This window comes from Salarchaeum sp. III, from assembly GCF_036418315.1.
GTDB lineage: Archaea > Halobacteriota > Halobacteria > Halobacteriales > Halobacteriaceae > Salarchaeum.
The window spans coordinates 390,754-410,344 of sequence record NZ_JAZHPG010000027.1 but is presented as its reverse complement, the minus strand read 5'-3'; the positions used below and the strand labels follow the sequence as shown (position 1 = coordinate 410,344).

Here is a 19,591-nt window from a genome sequence, read left to right as displayed (position 1 = left end):
TCACCTATCTCGGAGTATGTCAGACGAGCAGGCCGCGGCGGGCACCCCCGAAGGACAGGGGCCCGTGCGCGTCCCCCAGGACCTCGCGGACCGACTCGAATCGAAGCGCGAGGACCTCTTCGAGAAGTTCGGTATCGAGGACGCGTTCCCGCCCGAAGTCGTCGAGGAGGCGGAGGCTCGCACCGAGGGCGTCCAGCAGGAGATTCAGGACGAACTCGGCGAGCGCGAGGACCGCCGGGAACTGACGACGTGGACGACCGACCCCGTGGACGCGCAGGACTTCGACGACGCCATCAGCGTCGAGGAGCGCGAGGACGAGTACGTGCTCTGGGTGCACATCGCGGACGTGACGCACTACGTCACGCCGGACACGGAGATGTGGGAGTCCGCGGTGACGCGCGCGAACACCGTCTACCTCCCCGGGTACACGGTGCACATGCTCCCGCCCGTGCTCGCCGAGACGGTGTGTTCGCTCGTGCCGAACGAGGACCGGCTCGCGCACACGGTGGAGATGCACCTCGACAAGGAGACGCTGGGCTACGAGTCCATCGACATCTACAAGTCCGTCATCCACTCGGACGAACGCCTCACGTACACGCAGGCCGAAGACCGCCTCGACGACCCCGAGAGTCCGCTGCACGACGAGATGTCGCTCGTGTTCGACCTCGCGGACCAGATGCACGAGCAGCGCAAAGAGGACGGTTCGCTGGTGCTGAATCCGCGGCGTGACCGCGCGCACACCATCATCGAGGAGTGCATGCTGAAGGCGAACAAGGCAGTGACGCACGAACTCATGTGGAACCGGGGCGTGGAGGCCGTCTACCGCGTCCACCCGCAGCCGAGTCCGGACGAGTGGAGCGACGCGCTCCGGGAGATTCAGGAACTGGACGGCGTCTCCGTTCCCGGAGACTCGTGGGACGACCCGCGGAAGGCCGTGAACGCCACGCTGGAGCAGGCGCCCGACCGCCAGCTCGGACAGATCCAGTGGGCGGTGATGAAGGTGATGCCGCGCGCGAAGTACATGAACGACCCGTTCGGCGGCCACCACGCGCTTAACTTCGAGATTTACGGGCACTTCACGAGTCCCATTCGGCGGATGAGCGACCTCGTGAACCACTGGATCGTCTACCAGAACGACGTTCCGGAGACGCTCATCGAACTCTGCGACCACGCGAGCGACAAGCAGAAGGACGGCGAGCAGGCGGAACGCGAGTACAAGCAGTTCCTCGAGGAGGTCGGTCTCGACCCGAACGCCGTGAACAACCGCGGTATCGAGGTCGCCGACGTCGACGACATCGAATACTGATAAACCTGCCTTGATAAACAGCCCTGATAAACACTAAGTAGGGGGAGCGACGAGAGTCGGAACAACATGGATTCTGCCGGGGACGACACGACGCAGTACCGCGTCCTCGTCGTCGACGACGACGAAGAGGTCGCCGCGACGATCAGCCTCTACCTCGAAGACGACACGAACCTCGAAACGGTCATCGAGACGAGCGCCGCGGACGCGCTCGACCGCCTCGACGACGAGGACATCCACTGCGTTATCTCCGACTACCGGATGCCGCGCGCCACCGGCATCGACCTCCTCGAAGACATCCGCGAGGACTACCCCGCCCTCCCGTTTCTCCTGTTCACCGCGCGCGGCAGCGAACTCGTCGCGAGCAAAGCCATCTCCGCGGGTGCGACCGACTACCTCCCGAAGGGCAGTCCCGAGAAGTACGATCTGCTCGCGAACCGCACCCGGAACGCCATCGAGCAAGCCGAGGCGCGCGCCGAACTCGAACGCGCGAAAGCCCGGTTCGACGCGCTCGTGAAGAACACCGAGTACACCGTTATCACCATCGACGAAGCGAGCCGCATCGAGTACGTCAACGACGCCGTCGAGGAGTTACTCGGATACGCGCCCGAGGACCTCGACGGCGAACACCTCGACACCATCATCCCCGACCACCCCGCCGCCGACCACGAAACCGCGGTCGAGAACTCCCTCGAAGCCGGCGAGAAACACGTCGACTGGAACGGCACGGAGTTCTCCGCAGTCCACGCCGACGGCACCGAACTCACCGTCGAAATCGCGTTCGACGAGTACGAGACCGGGAGCGCGGGCCACCTCTTCACCGGCGTCATGCGACGCGCCGACGACTGAGAACCACGGGGCCGAGAACCGCGCCCAACAGTAGTAGCGCAATCAGCACGACAGCCGTCGGCTGCGTGTCAGACAACGACAAGGTAATGTCAACGTACTCGGCGAATGCTTTTAAGCAATTGGACGGCCTACTGAAGAGTAAGCACGCAGGAGTCGGAAAGAACAGCGGGGGTTCCAACCGCTGTCAGCACGCCAGTCGACATGGCTGTTCCGGTCATCCAGGGTGCGCTTACCACACCAATGAAACTCACAATCCCATCCCTCGAAGTCGACGACGACCGGGCCGTGAGCCCCGTCATCGGGGTCATCCTCATGGTCGCCATCACAGTCATCCTGGCGGCCGTCATCGGCGCGTTCGTCCTCAACCTCGGCCAAGACATCCAGAATACGGCCCCCACAGCCAGCATCGGCGCCACCGACGCCGGTCAACAACTGAATGACACAGACACTCAGACAGTGTTGTACATTAACCACCAGCAGGGTGATTCAATCAAGCAGTCCAACCTCCGAATCACCGTCAGCAACCAAAGCGGCGCCCAAATCGCCGACATCACCTGGAACACCTCCAGCGAAAGATGGGACCCCGGTAGCGGTGACCTGAATATCTCCAGCGGCGCGCTAAGTGATAGTTCATTCGATGCAGGCGACCAACTCACGCTCAAAGAAGTGACAGGCGCTAATGTGACCGCAGGACAGACACTCACCGTACAAATCATCGACAAAGACTCCGGATCGACCGTCTCGACGCCGACCGTCCGCGTCGAATAGCGAACCGAACAACCGTTCTTTTTTGACGAGCGCAGATCCGAAGAGCCCTCAGCGCGGCGTTACGTCGTACTATAGTTCATCAACAAAACTGACTGCGGACTCGCTGGGATCCCCGCGAGCGAACAGGCGGCCTTCGGCCGCCAAACGCACGAACGGCGAAGCCGTGAGTGCAAGTGAGCGAGTGGGGGTGAAGCGAGTCCACTGAACGACTGAAGCGAAGCGAAAGGAAGTGAAGTGGACTCGCTGGGATTTGAACCCAGGGCCTCTTCCTTGCGAAGGAAGCGATCTACCACTGATCTACGAGCCCGCGTGTTTGTTTCGAGTGGCGGCGCAAATTAGTACCTTGCGTTTTCTGGTGGCCTCGCGGGGACGAGCGCTGTCGCTTTCGGGTGTGAAAAACGGGAGAGAGTAGAGTCGCGTGAGAGCCGCTCAGTGAGAAGCGCGAGGCGCTTCTCGGCTCGCGGGCGATGCCCGCTCGCCAGGTCAGTCAGCAGAAACGGCTGACTTAGTCTTCCAGAACGATTTCGATGCTGACGTCGTTCGGGACCTGGATGCGCATGAGCTGTCGGAGCGCGCGTTCGTCCGCGTCGATGTCGATGAGACGCTTGTGGACGCGCATCTCCCAGTGTTCCCACGTCGCCGTCCCTTCACCGTCGGGGGACTTTCGCGAGGGGACTTCGAGAGTTTTCGTGGGGAGCGGAACCGGCCCGCTGAGGTTAACGCCGGTTTTCTCCGCGATCTCGCTGACATCCGCGCAGATGTCGTCGAGGTCGTCGGGGCTGACACCGGCGAGGCGAACGCGTGCCTGTTGCATCTGTTAGTTAGGCCTCGTTGACGTCGAGGACCTTTCCGGCCGCGATGGTCTGACCCATGTCGCGGACGGCGAAGGAGCCGAGTTCCGGAATCTCGGAGGACGGCTCGATGCTGAGGGGCTTCTGCGGGCGGACGGTGACGACCGCGGCGTCGCCGGACTGGATGAAGTCCGGGTTCTCCTCGGCGACCTCGCCGCTCGCGGGGTCCATCTTCTTGTCGATGGATTCGATGGTACACGCGACCTGCGCCGTGTGGGCGTGGAAGACGGGCGTGTAGCCGGCCGTGATGACGGACGGGTGCTGCATCACGACGACCTGCGCCGTGAACGTCTCCGCGACGGACGGCGGTTCGTCGGCGGGACCACAGACGTCTCCGCGACGGATGTCGTCCTTGCCGATGCCGCGAACGTTGAATCCGACGTTGTCACCGGGCTCGGCGCTCGGGACTTCCTCGTGGTGCATCTCGATGGTCTTGACCTCGCCACCGACGTCCGAGGGCTGGAAGCTGACGTTGTCGCCCGTGTTCATCGTCCCGGTCTCGATACGTCCGACGGGGACGGTACCGATACCGGAGATGGTGTAGACGTCCTGAATCGGGAGGCGCAGCGGCGCGTCCGTCGGCGGCTGCGGTTCCGGAAGGTTGTTGAGTGCCTCGAGAAGGGTCTCGCCGTCGTACCACGGCGTGTTCTCGGAGTCTTCCGAGACGTTGTCGCCCTCGAAGGCGGACGTCGGGATGAACGAGGCGTCATCGGTGTTGAACTGGACCTGCTTGAAGAGGTCCTTCACGTCCGAGACGACCTGGTCGTACGTGGATTCCTCGTAGTCCACGACGTCCATCTTGTTGACGGCGACGATGAGTTCGTCGATACCAAGGGTGCGCGCGAGGAAGACGTGCTCGCGGGTCTGGGGCGCGACACCGTCGTCGGCGGCGACGACGAGAACGGCGTTGTCGGCCTGGGATGCGCCCGTAATCATGTTCTTGACGAAGTCGCGGTGGCCCGGACAGTCGACGATGGTGAAGTAGTAATCGTCGGTGTCGAACTCCTGGTGGGCGATGTCGATGGTGACACCGCGCTCACGCTCTTCCGCGAGGTTGTCCATGACGTAGGCGAACTCGAATCCGCCCTTGCCTTTCTCCTCGGCTTCTTCCTTGTGCTGTTCGATGACGTGCTCGGGCACACTCCCCGTCTCGTAGAGGAGGCGGCCGACCATCGTACTCTTTCCGTGGTCAACGTGGCCAATGACGGCCAGGTTCTGGTGCGGTTTGTCGCTCATGGTCAGGATTCGCGCGTAAGTGCGCTCTGTGCGTTTTATTCGCCTGATTCGGTTAAAACCATTTCGGAATCCCCTTAGCCGTATCCCAGCGCCGTCCAGCGATTAGTGGGAAAGAGTACCGTGCCAGACCCACTCATTCAGTTGAGGCGGGTGATGTCCGCGAGCACCGCTGTCGCGGTCTCCGGTCCGCCCGCGCCCGCGCCGCTGAGGTTCAGGCGGCCCGCGTGTTCCGTGTCCAGTTGGACGATGTTCTCGGTACCGGTGACGGCGAGCGGGTCGTTCTCCGGGACGAGCCGTGGGCCAACGCGGATATTCCCGGCGTTCGTGACCTCGCCGACGAGGCGAACCGTCCGGCCGTCCTCCGCGGCGACCTCCAACGCGCTCCCCGGGAAGTCCTCGATTCCCTCCACGTCCACGTCGTCGAGCGAGTACCCGCCGCCGTGGATGACGTTCGCGAGAATCGCGCCCTTGAGCGCGGCGTCCGTCCCGTCCACGTCGAAGGTGGGGTCGGCCTCAGCGACGCCGAGGTCCTGGGCTTCCGCGAGCACGTGCTCGTACCCCAGTCCGTCGGCGCTCATCCGGGAGAGCACGAAGTTCGCGGTGCCGTTGAGCACGCCGCGAACGGCGTTCACGCGCTCCGCACCGACGCCCTCGATAGTGGAGAGCACGGGAATCGTCCCGGCGACGGTCGCCTCGAACCGCAACTCGCCCGCGCTCGACTCGGCGAGCGCGATCACGTCGTCGTAGCGCTCCGCGACCGGGCCCTTGTTCGCGAGCACGACGTGCTTGTCCCGCTCGAACGCCACCTCCAGGTGCTCGAAGCCGGGGTGTGCGTCACCGAGCGTTGTCGGCGTCGCCTCCACGAGCACGTCGTACTCGGCGGCGAGCGCGTCCGCGGGGTCGGACTCACCGACCGACCCGACGCGTTCCTTGTGCGCGAGCGCGCCCTGCACGCCGATTCCTTCGGGGTCGACAGCTGCGCCCGTCGAGTCCGCGAACGCCGTCACCGTGTGGCCGTACTCGGACGCGAGGCGGGCTGTCGACGCCCCGACCGCCCCCGCGCCGAGGATGCAGAGCCGCATTCAGGCCACCCCCGCGAACGGCGCGACCACGCGCAGTCCCTTCTCCTCGGCGATGGCCCGCACGGCACCGAGCGTCCGCTCCACGGACCCCGATTCGACCGCGAGACGGACGCGCGCGCTGGAGCGCTCGCTCGTTCCCTCCTCCGAGGTCAGCGAGAAGTCCGTCACGCTCGCCTTCGCCTCCTCTTCGAGCCGAGAGAGCGTATCCGAGAGGTCGGTGTCGACGAGGTGGCCGGCGATGATGACCGTCACCTCCTCACCGTACTCCTCCGCGCCAGCCTGCGTGACGTTCACGCCGTTCTCCCGGAGCGCGGAGACGATGGTATCGAACTGGCCCGCCGTGCACTCCAGGTCGACCTCGACGGGAATGTGGCCGCGCGGCGTGACGTGCCCGCGCTCGTGGAACACGCTCAGGAGGTTCCCGCCGTTCTCCGCGATAGGTTCGAGCGCCGCCAGGAGTTCCCCGGGTTCGTCCACGAGTTCGAGCCGGACGGTGTGCGCCTGCCGCGCCGCGTCCTCACTCACGCCCACCACCCCGTGCAGTCAGGATGCCCCCAATTGTCGACACGAAGCCCGATACCGGTGGCTCCGCGTCGATACGGCTCGCAGCAACCCTGCCTGCGTGCATACCCACTCATCACAGCCCTGTCCGGTATAAGCCTTCGGCAGGGGTCGAAATTGCCGGCCGTCACGGCGTTGTCGCAACGATATAACGTCTCGGCGTCACGCGGAGCCGAGGGCGACGCCGAACTGCGCGCGGGCTGTGGTCGCGGTAGTTGTGCGTCCGCGGTGGCTGAGCGGCCGCGGTAGCGGTGCGGCCGCAGCGGTGGGAACTCCGAGTCCGCTCTACCGAGCGCGCTCCGCGCGCTCGGCTTTCTTGGTGCAGATTTTTGCTCCGAGTGGTTCGCCGAAGGCGAACCCGAGGAGGAAAAAGGTGCGTTTAGAAGTAGTCGATGCTCTCGGGGAGCTCGGTCTTCATGCCCTTGCGCTCTCGGATCTCCGTGATCTTCTCGGGCTGGAGGTTGTCGGAGAGCACGCGGAAGCCGGCGTTCTCGGTGTTCCAGGACGCGCGGCCCTCGGTCGCGCTGCGGATGTCGCTGGAGAACCCAATCATCTCCTCGACGGGCGCGATGCCTTCGACGACCATCAGATCGCCTTCCTGGTACATGTCGTCGACGCGGCCGCGGCGGCCCTGAATCTCGCCGGACGCGGCACCCATGTGTTCGCTGGGAACGTCGATGCGGACATCCTGAATAGGTTCGAGGAGGCGGACCTCCGCGTCGATGAGGGCGCGGTGGACCGCGTCACGCACTGCGGGGATGACCTGTGCGGGACCGCGGTGAATAGCGTCCTCGTGGAGACGGGCGTCGTGCAGGCGGAACAGCGCGCCCTGCACGGGCTCGTTCGCGAGCGGGCCGTTGTCGAGGGCGTCCTGCAGGCCTTCGAGAACGAGTTCCATCGTCTCGTTCAGGTGCTGGATACCCTTCGTGTCGTCGATGAAGATGTTCGTCTTGTGGATCTCCTCGACTTCCTGCGAGGTGTCCTTGTCCATACCGGCCTCCTGGAGCGCCTCGCGGCGTTCCTGCTCGGGCATATCCATGGAGACCTCGCCGAGCTGGATGGCGTCGACGATGTCCTGCCCGAGCGGTTCGACGGTGATGTAGAACCGGTTGTGGTTGTTCGGGGAGCGCCCCTCGACCTCGCGGGACTCCTGGGTCGGCGCCTCGCGGTAGACGACAATCGGCTCACCGGTGATGACCGGGATGCCCTGGTTGCGCTCGATGCGCTGCGTGATGACTTCGAGGTGGAGTTCACCCTGCCCGCTGACGAGGTGTTCGCCGGTGTCCTCGTTAATCTCGATCTGGATGGTGGGGTCCTCCTTCGCGACCTGCTGGAGCGTCTGGATGAGCTTCGGCAGGTCGTCCATGTTCTTCGCCTCGATGGACTTCGTGATGACGGGCTCGCTGATGTGTTCGATGGACTCGAACGGCGTCATCTCCACGGAGGAGACAGTGGACCCGGCGATAGCGTCCTTGAGACCGGTGACGGCGGCGATGTTTCCGGCGGGAACGCGGTCGACTTCCTCGCGTTCACCACCCATGTAGATACCGACGGACTGAACGCGGTTCGTGCTCGCGGTCCCGGACACGTGGAGGTCTTGGCCCTTCTCCAGCGTCCCGGAGAAGACGCGGCCGGCGGCGATTTCGCCGGCGTGCGGGTCGACACCGATGTCCGTCACCATCAGGACGACCTCGCCGTCCGGGTTCACGTCACGCATGTCGTGCGCGAGGTCGGAGTCCGCGTCGCCACGCCAGACAGTGGGGATACGGCGGGGCTGAGCGTCGACGGGGTTCGGGAAGTGCTCCGCGACCATGTCCAGAACGACGTCCGCGAGCGGCGTGCGCTCGTGGAGTTCCTGGCGCTTGTCGTTTCGTTCGAGGTCGATGATGTCGCCGAAGTCGATTCCGGTCGCCTGCATCGACGGCATCGAGACGCCCCACTTGTAGAGCGCGGAACCGAACGCGACCGTGCCGTCCTCGACGCTGACCGTCCAGTCGTCGATGTCGTCGCGGTCCTCGGTCATCCCGCGGATGAGCTCGTTCACGTCGTTGATAACGTCGAGGAGGCGCTGCTGCATCTCCTCGGGGCCCTCCTGGAGCTCGCTGATGAGGCGGTCGACCTTGTTGATGAACAGCGTCGGCTTCACGCCCTCGCGGAGCGCCTGCCGGACGACCGTCTCCGTCTGCGGCATCGCGCCCTCGACGGCGTCCACGACGACGAGCGCGCCGTCGACCGCACGCATCGCACGCGTCACGTCGCCACCGAAGTCGACGTGGCCGGGCGTGTCGATGAGGTTCACGAGGTGGTTCGTACCCTCGTACTCGTGCGTCATGGAGACGTTCGCGGCGTCGATGGTGATACCGCGCTCCTGTTCGTCCTCCTCCGTGTCCATCGCGAGCTGCTGGCCCGCGGTCTCGTCGGAGATCATTCCGGCGCCGGCGAGGAGGTTGTCGGTGAGGGTGGTCTTCCCGTGGTCGACGTGGGCGGCGATGGCGATGTTCCGGATGTTCTCCGGTTCGTCCATCAGCCGCTCACACTGTTCGACGATCTTCTTGCGTCGGCCCATTATGGAGGATTATACCGGTAGCGGGTTCAAAAGGGTAGTGTTTCTCCGCGAGAAAGCCGCGTCCGTGCGGTATCGGCTATCACGGCAGGGGGCGCAAGAGCCTTATTCGAGCACGGCGTGCTAACGACTTACATGGATGTTCTGGTGCAGGGTGCGGGTCCGACCGCACCGTTTCTCGGCGCGCGAGACGTGTTCGAGATAGATCACGACCTGACGAAGCCCGTGCACGTTCACGTCCGCGAGAACCCGGACGAGCGCACGTGGGCGGGCCACCACGACGACCACCACGTCCTCAACATCTCCCGGAAAGCCGCCACGTCCGCGATGGCGCGCGAACTCGCACTCCACGAGTACGCCCACATGCGCCGCCACGAGGAAGGCCACCCCTCGCACACGCTCTCGATGGACGAAGTGCTCTTCCTCGCGCTCCCGGGCAGGGAGGTCGAGCGTCGCGTACTCACGCAGTGCTACCAGCTCGCGAACCACGCGAAGGACATCTACGCCGACGACATCACGCTCACTGTCGGCCCAACGGACAAGCTCGCGGCGTTCCTCGAATCCGAACTCGCCACCGCCGTCTCGGACCGCCCGACCCCGACCCGGGACGGCCGCCGCATCACCGCCGGCGCCGACCCCGAAATGACCGCCGTGAACGCCGCGTTCGCGCTCGCCCTCCTCGAACGCCACGACGCCATCAGCCCGACCAGCCGGCTCTACGACCTCGCGCACGCCGCCGACGAGGACACCCCCCACGTGACCGTCGACGAGTTCCGCGACCGCTTCGCGTCCTTCGCGGACGACCCCGACCAGTCCACGTACCGCCGCGAACTCGTCGACCTCGTCCGCGCGTACGTCGACAGCCAGCCCAGTACGAACGGCCCCGCGGCCGACTGAGCCATCGCTACTCGACGAGAAAACTGAAGAAAACCCGGTGTTAGCGTGCCGCCGCGGCGACGCGTTCCTTCTCCTCCTTCTGACTGACGGCGTACGTCTGCACGTCGTAGTCAGCCGCACCGAGGAGCTGCTCGGCGAGCGCGTCCGCCGCGCTCGTCGAGGTCTTGAAGGACGCGGAGTGCATGCCGTCCGCGAGGAACTTCAATGCCTGGTCGACGCGGCGCTGGGGCGCGACGTCGACCGCTTTCGGCACCGAAATCCCACCGTACTTCAGGCGAACGGTCTCCTCGCGGGGCGCAGCGTTCTCGACCGCGCGCACGAGCACCTGCACGGGGTTCTCCTCCGTGCGCTCGTGAATCGTGTCGAACGCCTCGCGCACGATCTGGAGCGCCTTCTGCTTCTTCCCCGTGTTGTCCTCGGTCTGCATCAGGCGATTCGTGAGACGCTCCACGATGGAGAGCTCGCTCTTCTTGAACTGCTTGTTCGCGTGTCGCCCCATCGTGTGCGCGATAGGCGTGACCGTGATGTAGCGGCGCGTGCTCGGGTCGCGGTACTGGATGTCCGTGACCGTCCACTTACCGAAGAGCTCCGCGTTCGCCTCGGCTTCCTCGCTGCCCGCGGGCGTCTCGGGCTCAGGTGCGTCGCTGCTCATCGTACCGGCTTCTCCGCGTTCCCACGCACGAGCTCGATCATCGAGACACCGTTCACCTTCTCGACCTTGTAGTTCACGCCGGAGAGGTCGCCCATCGCACGACCCTTCGCACCGCCGATACCGGCGATGGTGACCTCGTCGTGCTCGTCGATGAACGAGATTGCGCCGTCACCGGGACAGAACGCGGTGACCTGCTTCCCGTTCTTGATGAGCTGCACCCGAACACACTTCCGAATCGCGGAGTTCGGCTGCTTCGCTTCGATACCAACCTTCTCCAGGACGATGCCGCGACCCTGCGGCGCGCCCTCGAGCGGGTCGGACTTGGACTTGAGTCCGCGCTCTCGCCGCGCGTAATCCGAATCGGACCACCGCTGACTCTGGCGGTCCTTCTTCAGCTTACGGGCGGCATACTTGCCGTTAGCCATACGGATTGATTACGGAGGCAAATACTTAAATTCGGCCTTTCGTCCTCGACACGCGTGTCACCCATGAGCACGGGCGTTAGGCGTGCCCGCTACGTCAGCTGGATGTCGTCGATGTCGAAGTGCCGTTTCGAGAGCGTCTTCGCGAGTTCGATGTTGTGGCCGGCTTCCCCGATGGCGACGCCGCGGTCCTCGTGCGCGACTTCGGCGTACGCGACGGTATCCCGGTTCTCACTGATAGTGACGTTGTAGACGGCGGCGGGACTGAGGGCGTTCGCGACGAACCCCTCGGGGGTCGGCGCGTCCTCCACGAGTTTCACGTCCCGGCCGAGTTCCTCCTCGACGCGTTCGACGTTCCGACCGCCGGGACCGATCGCGCTCCCGATTTCGCCCGCTTTAACGACGAAGACCACGCGGTCGTTCTCGTCGTCGACGAGGCAGTCGACAGCGGTCGTGTCCGTGACCTCCTCGAACGCGACGATGCACTGGCGGGCCTCGTCGGAGAGCGTGACAGTCATCTAATCCGACTTGGAGCCCATCCGGAGGTCGACGTCGCCGGTGCCGAGCTTGACAGGCTTCCCGACGATGACGTTCTCGATGACGCCGTCGAGGTCGTCCGCTTCGCCGTAGATGGCAGCGTCGAGGAGGTGGTTGACCGTGACCTCGAACGCCGCGCGGGCGAGCACGGAGTCCTTGTTCCCGCTGATGCCGTGGCGGCCGATGGACTGGATAGTACCGTCGTTCGTCATGATGTCCGCGACGAGCATCAGATGGCGGATGTTCACGTCACCCAATCCCTGTTCTTCGAGCGTGTCCATCGTCTCGTTGATGATGGCTTCGCGCGCGGCCTCGATACCGAGGGTCTTGTGGATCTCGTGGATGTTGTTACACGACGTCCGAGTGTCGTCGACGCCGTCGATGCGCAGCACCTTCTTCAGCGCGCTGCCCTCCGTGTACAGCACGAACTCCTCGCCCTCCTCGGTGTCCTCTTTTCGAACGACGACGCGCGTGACGTCCTCAAGTCCCTTGAACACCACGTCGCGGAGCTGTTCGACGAGCTGGAGGAGGTCGCGATAACTCGGCTCCTCGGGGCCGAATTCGAGAACGGTTCCCTGCTGGGTGACGTTCACGCCGAGGGAGTCCTCGATGATGTCCGCGATGTCGCCCGCAATCTCGTTCGTCGAGTCCATGGTCGGCCAGCGTTCCTGGAGGGTGTCCTCGTTCAGGTTGATGCTGACGATCATGTCCGCGACGTTCGTCGAGATGTCGCCGAGCGAGAGGATGCGCGTGGACTCGATGTTCCACACGACCTCGTGCGCCTTCTCGCGGTCGCTCCGGTGTTCCTCGTCCAGATGAACGGTCATCACGGGCGTGTCCGGGTTCTTCCGGGCGTCCACGAGCTCGATAAGCCGCGGGAGACCCTGCGTCACGTCCATCTCCGCGACGCCCGCGTAGTGGAACGTGTTCATCGTCATCTGAGTTCCCGGCTCCCCGATGGACTGCGCGCTCACCGTCCCGACGGGGTCGAGGGGGTCGACGCGCGTGTCGAGGTACTGGGATTCGACGGCTTTCCCGATCTGTTCTGCCTGCTTGGTCGTGACGCCGTCACGGGATTCGATGGCGTCGTAGACCTCTTCTTTGAGCCGTCGCGGGAGGTCGCGGTCCTCCACGGCGGCCTCGATGTCGTCAGTGATTTCAGTCATTAGTCGTCACCCTCCGCGAGCCAGGACTCGCCGTGTTCGGAGAGGTTCGTCGGCGGTTCCTTCTCGCCGAGGAACTCCTCTAAGTCCTCGTCGGTCTCGAATTCGGTCTCGATGATGCGGTCCGCGACGTTCTCCACGTCGATGTCGGTGTCCTCGCTGGAGGACACGCGGACGGGACTGGTGCCGTCCTCGCCGAACTCGAACTGGACGATGGTGTCCGAGGTGTCCCGGACCGTGCCGTCGTACTGGGTTTCGAGTTCCGAGAGTGCGTTGATGAGGCGGCGCTGGAGGTAGCCGGACTTGGAGGTCCGGACTGCCGTGTCGACCAGGCCCTCGCGTCCGCCCATCGCGTGGAAGAAGAACTCGGTCGGCGTCAGGCCGTCGGCGTAGGAGTTCTCCACGAACCCGTGGGATTCCGCGGAGAGTTCGTTCTCCGGGAAGTGGCTGAGCGTGCGGTTCTCGTACCCGCGGTTGATGCGTTCGCCGCGGACTGCCTGCTGACCGACCATGCCGGCCATCTGCGTGAGGTTCAGCATCCCACCACGCGCACCGGACTCCGCCATGACGACGGCGGGGTTGTCGTCGTCGAAGTCGTCCTCCGCGATGTCACCGGCGGAGTCACGGGCCTTCGAGAGCGTCTGCATGATCTTCATCTCCAGCGTCTCGTCCACAGTCCGGCCGGGCAGGCTTTCGAGGTCGCCGTTCTCGTACGTCTCGATGAGTTCCTGTACGCGGCCGTACGCGTTATCGACGGACTCGTCGATACGGTCGCGGGCCTCCGAGCTAATCGTCTCGTCGTCGATGCCGATGCTGAACCCGAAGTGCATGATGGCGCGCATCGCGAGCGCCGCGACCTCGTTGATGAAGATTCGCGAGCGCGTGTTCCCGTACACTTTGGTGATGGTGTCGACGATCTCGCTCCCGTACTCGCCGACCTCGTCCTCGGCGATAGTGCCCTCGACGAGCTGGCCGTCCTCGATAACGACCTGGTCGCCCGTCGTTCCCGTGAATTCGAGGTTGAGGTCGTCGGGAAGGAGTTCGCTGAACAGCTGGCGGCCCGTCCAGTAGGGCGTGCCGTCCTCCTCCTCGCCCGCGGGGTCGGGGAGTTCGTTGATACGGGTCTCGCGCAGGAGGTCGAGCGCCTGCGTCTCGTTGAACGACGGATTGTCGTCCGTCAACAGATACATCCCGCTGATGTGGTCCTGAATCGCGCCGATGATGTTCTCGCCGAACCGCGGGCTGAGAATCTGCTCCTGCACGCGCATGAGAACGCGGGCTTCCGCGCGCGCCTCCTCGTTCTGGAGCGCGTGCATGTTCATCTCGTCGCCGTCGAAGTCAGCGTTGTACGGCGGACATACCACCGTGTTGAGGCGGAACGTCTTGTACGGCATCACGACGACTTCGTGCGCCATGATGCTCATCCGGTGGAGGCTGGGCTGGCGGTTGAAGATGATGATGTCGCCGTCGATGAGGTGGCGCTGGACCTCCCAGCCCTGCTCGACGCGTTCCGCGAGTTCCTCACACACCTTCTCGGTGACGCGGACGCGGCGGCCGTCCGGCCGCTTCACGTAGTTCGCGCCCGGATGCGTTTCGGGGCCGTTCCGGACGTACCGGCGGGCGCGTTCGATGTTCTGGTCGTTCACGACCATCGTCTGCGTCATCTCCGTCGCCACGCGGTTCGGAACCCCAACCTCGTTCAGGCTGAGGGTCGGGTCGGGGCTGATGACGGTACGCGCGCTGAAGTTCACGCGCTTCCCCGAGAGCGACCCGCGGAACCGTCCCTCCTTGCCCTTGAGACGCTGGCTGAGCGTCTTGAGCGGGCGTCCGGAGCGGTGGCGGGCGGGCGGCGTCCCCGAGATTTCGTTGTCCATGAACGTCGTGACGTGGTACTGCAGCAGCTCCCAGAGGTCCTCGATGATGAGCTGGGGCGCACCCGCTTCGCGGTTCTCCATGAACCGCTGATTGATGCGGATGATGTCCACGAGCTTGTGCGTGAGGTCGTCCTCGCTTCGCTGGCCGTTGTCCAGCGTAATCGACGGTCGCGCGGTGACCGGCGGGACGGGGAGGACGGTGAGAATCATCCACTCGGGGCGGCTGTGCTCGGCGTCCACACCCAGGACTTCGAGGTCCTCGTTCGGGATGTCCTCGAACCAGTCCCGGATGTCGGACGGCATGAGCTTGTTCATGTCCTCCGTCGTGAGGTCAGTGCCGAGCGCCTTCTCGAGGGCTTCGCGGTCCTCGCGGCGCGGCCGGAACTCCCCGCTCAGAATGTCGTTGATGCGGGAGAGGTCGACGCCGGACTCGTCCGCGAGTTCCTGCGGACTGACGGCGTCCGCGTCTTCTTCCTCGTCGGGCTGCATCGCGGACGCGATGCGCTCGGGATAGTCGCTGGCGAGGACCTGCTGGACCTCGTAGTACGTCGTGGGTTTCTCGTGCTTGACGTCGTACTGGACTTCCCCGCAGTGCGGGCAGTGCGACTTCTTCCGGGCCTCCCGGATGGCGTTCTTCGTCACGTCAGAGACGTCCTCGCGGAGGCTGCGGGTGCGCTCCACGTCGTCGAGGAACTGCTCCTGTTCGTCCTCGGTGAGCAGGAGGTGGCTGCACTCGCGACAGGTACCGCGGAGGAGGCGGCGGATGAGCTTCGAGAACCCGACGTGAATGACGGGCGCGGCGAGTTCGATGTGGCCGAAGTGGCCGTTACACGAACCCGAGCGGCCGCCGCAGGTCTTGCACTCCAAGCCGGGGTCGATGACGCCGAGACGCGGGTCCATCAAGCCCATGTCGATGGGGAAGCCGTCGTCGTCGTACGTGTCGGCTGTGATGACCTTCGTCGCACTCATGTCCCGGTACTCCTCGGGGTCCATCAGCCCGAAGCTGATTTCGCCTATCTCCTTGGGTGATTGTCCTGCACTCATGTTAGACTGCGTCCTCCAGTTCGAGTCGCGGCGCGATGCCGAGCGCCTTCATCTCGTCGAGGAGGAGTTTGAACGCGTAACTCATCTCGATGCTGTGCACGTCCGTCTCCTCGCCGCAGTTCGGACAGTAGACGCGGCGCTGTTCTCTGTTCTCCACCGCGGTCATCCCGCAGTTCCCACAGATGTCGACGTACTCCTGGTCGGAGGACTCGAGGAGGCGTTCCTTGAGCACCATCGCCGCGCCGTGCGCGATGACGGTGTCGCGCTCCATCTCCCCGAGCCGCAGACCGCCCTCGCGGGCGCGTCCCTCCGTCGGCTGCCGGGTGAGCACCTGCACCGGCCCCTTCGACCGGGCGTGCATCTTGTTCGACACCATGTGGTAGAGCTTGTGGTAGAAGATGTTCCCGACGAAGATCTCGGCCTCGATCTTCTCGCCGGAAACGCCCGAGTAGAGGACTTCCTTCCCGCTCGACTTGAAGCCGCGTTCCTGGAGCGAGGACCGGAGTTCCTCCTCGTCCTCGCCCGTGAACGCGGTCCCGTCGACCGTCCGGCCTTCGAGCGCGCCGGACTTCCCGCCAAGCATCTCCAGCACGTGACCGACCGTCATCCGTGACGGGAGCGCGTGCGGGTTCAGCACGAGGTCGGGCACGACGCCCCCCTGCGTGAACGGCATGTCCTCCTGGGGCGCGAGGTGGCCGACGACGCCCTTCTGGCCGTGTCGGCTCGCGAACTTGTCCCCGAGTTCGGGGATGCGTTCGTCGCGAACGCTCACCTTCGCGAGCTTACTGCCGTCCTCGCCCTCCATCAGCGTCACCGTGTCCACGACGCCGTCCTCACCGGAGCGCATCGTCACCGAGGTCTCGCGGCGCTTCTGCGGGCTCAGGCCGCCCATCTCGTCGGGTTCTTCGAGGAACCGGGGCGGACTGGTCTTCCCGAGCAGCACACTATTCTCGTCGACGCGCGTCTCGGGGTTGACGAGACCGTCCTCGTCGAGGTGCTTGTACGCGTCCTCGCCGCGAGCGCCCCGAACGTCGTCCTCCGGAATCTCGAAGCGGTCCTCCTGGCCGCCGGGGTAGCGGCGCTCCTCGCCCTCGTAGGTGCGGAAGAAGTGCGAGCGGGCGAGCGCGCGCTCCACCGACCCCTTGTTCATGACGAGCGCGTCCTCGATGTTGAACCCCTCGTAACTCATGACGGCGACCGTGAAGTTCTGCCCCGCGGGCCGGTCGTCGTACCCGATCTGCTTCGTCGTCTGGGTGTTCACCATCGCCTTCTGCGGGTAATGCATCAGGTGCTGGCGGGTGTCCGGGCGAATCCGGTAGTTCGCCGCCGGCAGTCCGAGGGACTGCTTCATCATCCCCGCACCCATCGTAATCCGCGGGCTGGCGTTGTGCTCGGGGTACGGAATCATCCCCGCGCCGATACCGAAGATGAGCTGCGGGTCGATTTCGAGATGCGTGTGGTCCTCGGTGAGGTCGTCCTCCTCGACGGCGACGAGGATGTCCTCTTCCTCCTCGGCGTCGATGAACTCGACCTTCCCCTCTTCGACGAGCGTCTCGAACTCGACCTCGTCGTTCTCGAGGGCGTCGAGGTCGGACTCGGTAATGAGTGGTTCGCCGTCCTCGACGACGAGGAGCGGGCGGCGCGCGCGACCCGCGTCCGCGTTCACGATGACTTCGCCCGTGCGTTCTTTCACCGAGACGTTCACCATGTCGCTGATGTCGCCGCGGCGTCGCGCTTCTCGGATGCTCTCGGCGAGCTCGTGCGGGTCGTCGTGCGTCCCGACGAGGCTGCCGTTCACGTAGACTTTGGCTTCCTGTGACTGACTCATATTAGTCGTCTGCGGAGGTGGGTTCGGTGGTGAGACCGGGCACGCCCTCGACCCCCATCGAGGAGAGTTCCCGTTTCAAGCCCTGTTCGTCGTCGACGTTCTGTGAGAGCTCCATCGCCTGCGCGAAGTTCTTCACCAACCCACAGTTCGGGCCCTCCGGCGTCTCGGAGGGACAGATGCGGCCCCACTGGGTCGCGTGCAGGTCGCGCGCCTCGAAGTGCGGCTGCGAGCGAGAGAGCGGACTGCGGAGGCGCCGCAGGTGACTGAGGACGCCCATGTGGTCCGTTCGGTCCACGAGCTGGCTCACACCGGAGCGGCCGCCAACCCAGTTCCCCGTCGCGATGGGGTGTTCGAGGCGTTCCGTCAGCACGTCGGACCGAACGACCGTGTTCACGGTGAGCTGGCGGTTCCGCATGTTCGCGCGTTCGAGCTGGTACTTCACGTCCCGCGACAGCTTGTTCAGCGCGGTGCGGAACAGGTCGCGCATCAGGTCGCCGCTGACCTTCAGCCGCTTGTTCGCGTAGTGGTCCTTGTCGTCGGACTCGCGGCGGTCGAGCGCGAGTTCGAAGCACGCCTCCGCCATCCGGCAGAGGTAGAACGCCTTGCTCATCCGCGTTTCCTCCTCCTCGACGCCCTCCTCGTGGAGGTGCGGGAGCAGGTAGCGGTCGATGACGTAGTTCGCGCGCTTCAACTGGTAGTTCTTCCCCTGGCCGGACGCGACGCGCTTCCCGAGCGTCTCGATGGCTTCCTCCTGGGTCTGAACGTCCGCTTCCTCCAGGTTTTCGAGCATGAACTTCACGATTTCGGGGTCGTCGCTGACCCGGTGAACAATCTCCTCGTCGGATTCGAGGCCGAGCGCGCGAACGAGCGTGACGAAATCGATAGAACCGGAGACGGAGGGGAAGGAGACTTCGAGCAGACCGGAGCGGTTGCGTTCGCACAGCACGAGCGCTCGATACCCGCGTCGCTGACTGAACGTCTTCGCGACCTGAATCTCGTCGCCGTACTTCGAATCGTACTCCGCGAGAATCTTGTTCGGCGCGAGGTCCTCCGACGTCATCAGCACGCGCTCCGACCCGTTCACGATGAAGTATCCACCGGGGTCGGCGGGGTCCTCACCGATATCGATGAGTTCCTCCTCACTGAAATCGGCGATATTACACTTATCGGAACCGACCATGATGGGCATCCGCCCCACCTTCGTCTCCGTCGTGTCCAGGAGCTCCTCCGGCTCCTCCTCACCACCGCGCTTGATGGACATCTCCATGAAGACCGGCGCCGAGTACGTGATGTTCCGCAACCGCGCCTCCTGCGGATACAGGAGCTCCTCGGACCCGTCCGCCTCACGCACACGCGGCGTCAGAATCCGAACGTCGCCGAGTTCCACCCACACCGGCTCCTCCTCTTCCTTATCGCCGATGTCCGTGTCGATGGTCTCCTTCTCGTCGACGACCTCCTGCATCCCGCGCTTCAGGAAGGCGTTGAACGAGCGATAATGATGTTCTGCGAGTCGTTCCTTCGAAAAATACGCCTTCGAGAGTGTGCGTTTGTTGTCGAGTTCCATCAATCGATCACCAGTCGGTACACAATCGCTGTGTCGGTCGTTCGCGAATCCCGCGTGATCTTCACGACATCACCCACGCCCGCGTCATCCGGGAGCGCCGGGTCCTTTCGCTTGATCTTCGGGAGGTCAGTACGTTCGATACCGTACTCCTCGAGGATGGACTCCACCGCGTCCTCCTCGAGAAGCTCGTGCTCGGGTACGAGTTCGTGGTTAGTTACGTCATCTACCATGGGAACACCTGCCTGGGGGGAGAAGTGGCTCTCACGAGATACTACAGGCACGTACACGCGAATCATACTTAACCCTTGCCAAAACAACACGCTATGATCCCGAATACCGGACGAGACGCCCTCACACCCCGCTTCCGATTGAAAACCCTTATCAGTACCACCCGGCT

General features: G+C 64.5%; 17 protein-coding genes and 1 tRNA gene. 4 read left to right on the top strand and 14 right to left on the bottom strand.

What is annotated here, in order from left to right:
* Window positions 1–16 precede the first annotated feature (16 nt).
* The 3 genes from U3A55_RS12905 to U3A55_RS12895 all read left to right on the top strand — a co-directional run bounded on the left by U3A55_RS12905 (window position 17) and on the right by U3A55_RS12895 (window position 2,920).
* Window positions 17–1,306, top strand: a complete 1,290-nt coding sequence (locus tag U3A55_RS12905; RefSeq protein ID WP_330991907.1) for a ribonuclease R family protein — start codon at window positions 17–19, stop codon at window positions 1,304–1,306.
* A 66-nt stretch (window positions 1,307–1,372) separates the two neighbouring features.
* Window positions 1,373–2,152 carry a response regulator gene (locus tag U3A55_RS12900; protein ID WP_330991906.1) on the top strand — a complete coding sequence of 260 codons (780 nt, stop codon included), beginning with the start codon at window positions 1,373–1,375 and terminating at the stop codon, window positions 2,150–2,152.
* A 201-nt stretch (window positions 2,153–2,353) separates the two neighbouring features.
* Entirely contained in the window at window positions 2,354–2,920 is a 567-nt protein-coding gene (locus U3A55_RS12895; protein WP_442978308.1) for a type IV pilin, read from the top strand.
* Between the two features lie 235 nt (window positions 2,921–3,155).
* Here U3A55_RS12895 and U3A55_RS12890 read toward each other — a convergent pair.
* From U3A55_RS12890 to U3A55_RS12865, 6 genes are all read right to left on the bottom strand, one after another.
* Window positions 3,156–3,227, bottom strand: a tRNA-Ala gene (locus U3A55_RS12890).
* A 198-nt stretch (window positions 3,228–3,425) separates the two neighbouring features.
* The gene (rpsJ, locus tag U3A55_RS12885) at window positions 3,426–3,734 is read right to left on the bottom strand and encodes a 30S ribosomal protein S10 (protein WP_330991905.1); all 309 of its coding nucleotides are present in this window, start codon (window positions 3,732–3,734) and stop codon (window positions 3,426–3,428) included.
* A 7-nt stretch (window positions 3,735–3,741) separates the two neighbouring features.
* Window positions 3,742–5,007, bottom strand: a complete 1,266-nt coding sequence (tuf, locus tag U3A55_RS12880; protein ID WP_330991904.1) for a translation elongation factor EF-1 subunit alpha — start codon at window positions 5,005–5,007, stop codon at window positions 3,742–3,744.
* Between the two features lie 137 nt (window positions 5,008–5,144).
* The gene (locus U3A55_RS12875; RefSeq protein WP_330991903.1) at window positions 5,145–6,089 is read right to left on the bottom strand and encodes a homoserine dehydrogenase; all 945 of its coding nucleotides are present in this window, start codon (window positions 6,087–6,089) and stop codon (window positions 5,145–5,147) included.
* Window positions 6,090–6,620: an amino acid-binding protein gene (locus U3A55_RS12870; RefSeq protein WP_442978307.1), complete on the bottom strand. Its 531-nt coding sequence runs from the start codon at window positions 6,618–6,620 to the stop codon at window positions 6,090–6,092.
* Window positions 6,621–7,029: 409 nt separating this feature from the next.
* Window positions 7,030–9,216: an elongation factor EF-2 gene (locus U3A55_RS12865; RefSeq protein ID WP_330991901.1), complete on the bottom strand. Its 2,187-nt coding sequence runs from the start codon at window positions 9,214–9,216 to the stop codon at window positions 7,030–7,032.
* A 132-nt stretch (window positions 9,217–9,348) separates the two neighbouring features.
* Here U3A55_RS12865 and U3A55_RS12860 point away from each other — a divergent pair, with 132 nt between their 5' ends.
* Window positions 9,349–10,110 carry a DUF5781 family protein gene (locus U3A55_RS12860; RefSeq protein WP_330991900.1) on the top strand — a complete coding sequence of 254 codons (762 nt, stop codon included), beginning with the start codon at window positions 9,349–9,351 and terminating at the stop codon, window positions 10,108–10,110.
* 40 nt (window positions 10,111–10,150) lie between these two features.
* Here the strand turns inward: U3A55_RS12860 and U3A55_RS12855 are convergent, their stop codons facing one another.
* From U3A55_RS12855 to U3A55_RS12820, 8 genes are all read right to left on the bottom strand, one after another.
* Complete coding sequence (locus tag U3A55_RS12855) at window positions 10,151–10,762, bottom strand: 30S ribosomal protein S7 (RefSeq protein ID WP_330991899.1); 612 nt, start codon at window positions 10,760–10,762, stop codon at window positions 10,151–10,153.
* Window positions 10,759–11,187, bottom strand: coding sequence for a 30S ribosomal protein S12 (locus tag U3A55_RS12850; RefSeq protein ID WP_330991898.1), 429 nt, complete (start codon window positions 11,185–11,187; stop codon window positions 10,759–10,761). The genes U3A55_RS12855 and U3A55_RS12850 overlap by 4 nt, the downstream gene beginning before the upstream one ends.
* 89 nt (window positions 11,188–11,276) lie before the next feature.
* The gene (locus tag U3A55_RS12845; RefSeq protein WP_330991897.1) at window positions 11,277–11,702 is read right to left on the bottom strand and encodes a NusA-like transcription termination signal-binding factor; all 426 of its coding nucleotides are present in this window, start codon (window positions 11,700–11,702) and stop codon (window positions 11,277–11,279) included.
* A complete protein-coding gene (gene rpoA2 / locus U3A55_RS12840) occupies window positions 11,703–12,887 on the bottom strand; it encodes a DNA-directed RNA polymerase subunit A'' (protein ID WP_330991896.1) in 1,185 nt (394 codons plus the stop codon). It lies immediately after the preceding gene.
* On the bottom strand, window positions 12,887–15,802 hold the full coding sequence (locus U3A55_RS12835; protein ID WP_330991895.1) for a DNA-directed RNA polymerase subunit A': 2,916 nt from the start codon (window positions 15,800–15,802) through the stop codon (window positions 12,887–12,889). The genes rpoA2 and U3A55_RS12835 overlap by 1 nt, the downstream gene beginning before the upstream one ends.
* A 1-nt stretch (window position 15,803) precedes the next feature.
* Window positions 15,804–17,630: a DNA-directed RNA polymerase subunit B gene (gene rpoB / locus U3A55_RS12830; RefSeq protein WP_330991894.1), complete on the bottom strand. Its 1,827-nt coding sequence runs from the start codon at window positions 17,628–17,630 to the stop codon at window positions 15,804–15,806.
* A 1-nt stretch (window position 17,631) separates the two neighbouring features.
* Window positions 17,632–19,194 carry a DNA-directed RNA polymerase subunit B'' gene (locus tag U3A55_RS12825; protein ID WP_330991893.1) on the bottom strand — a complete coding sequence of 521 codons (1,563 nt, stop codon included), beginning with the start codon at window positions 19,192–19,194 and terminating at the stop codon, window positions 17,632–17,634.
* The gene (locus U3A55_RS12820; protein WP_330991892.1) at window positions 19,194–19,424 is read right to left on the bottom strand and encodes a DNA-directed RNA polymerase subunit H; all 231 of its coding nucleotides are present in this window, start codon (window positions 19,422–19,424) and stop codon (window positions 19,194–19,196) included. Before U3A55_RS12820 ends, U3A55_RS12825 begins: the two co-directional genes overlap by 1 nt.
* Window positions 19,425–19,591 lie beyond the last annotated feature (167 nt).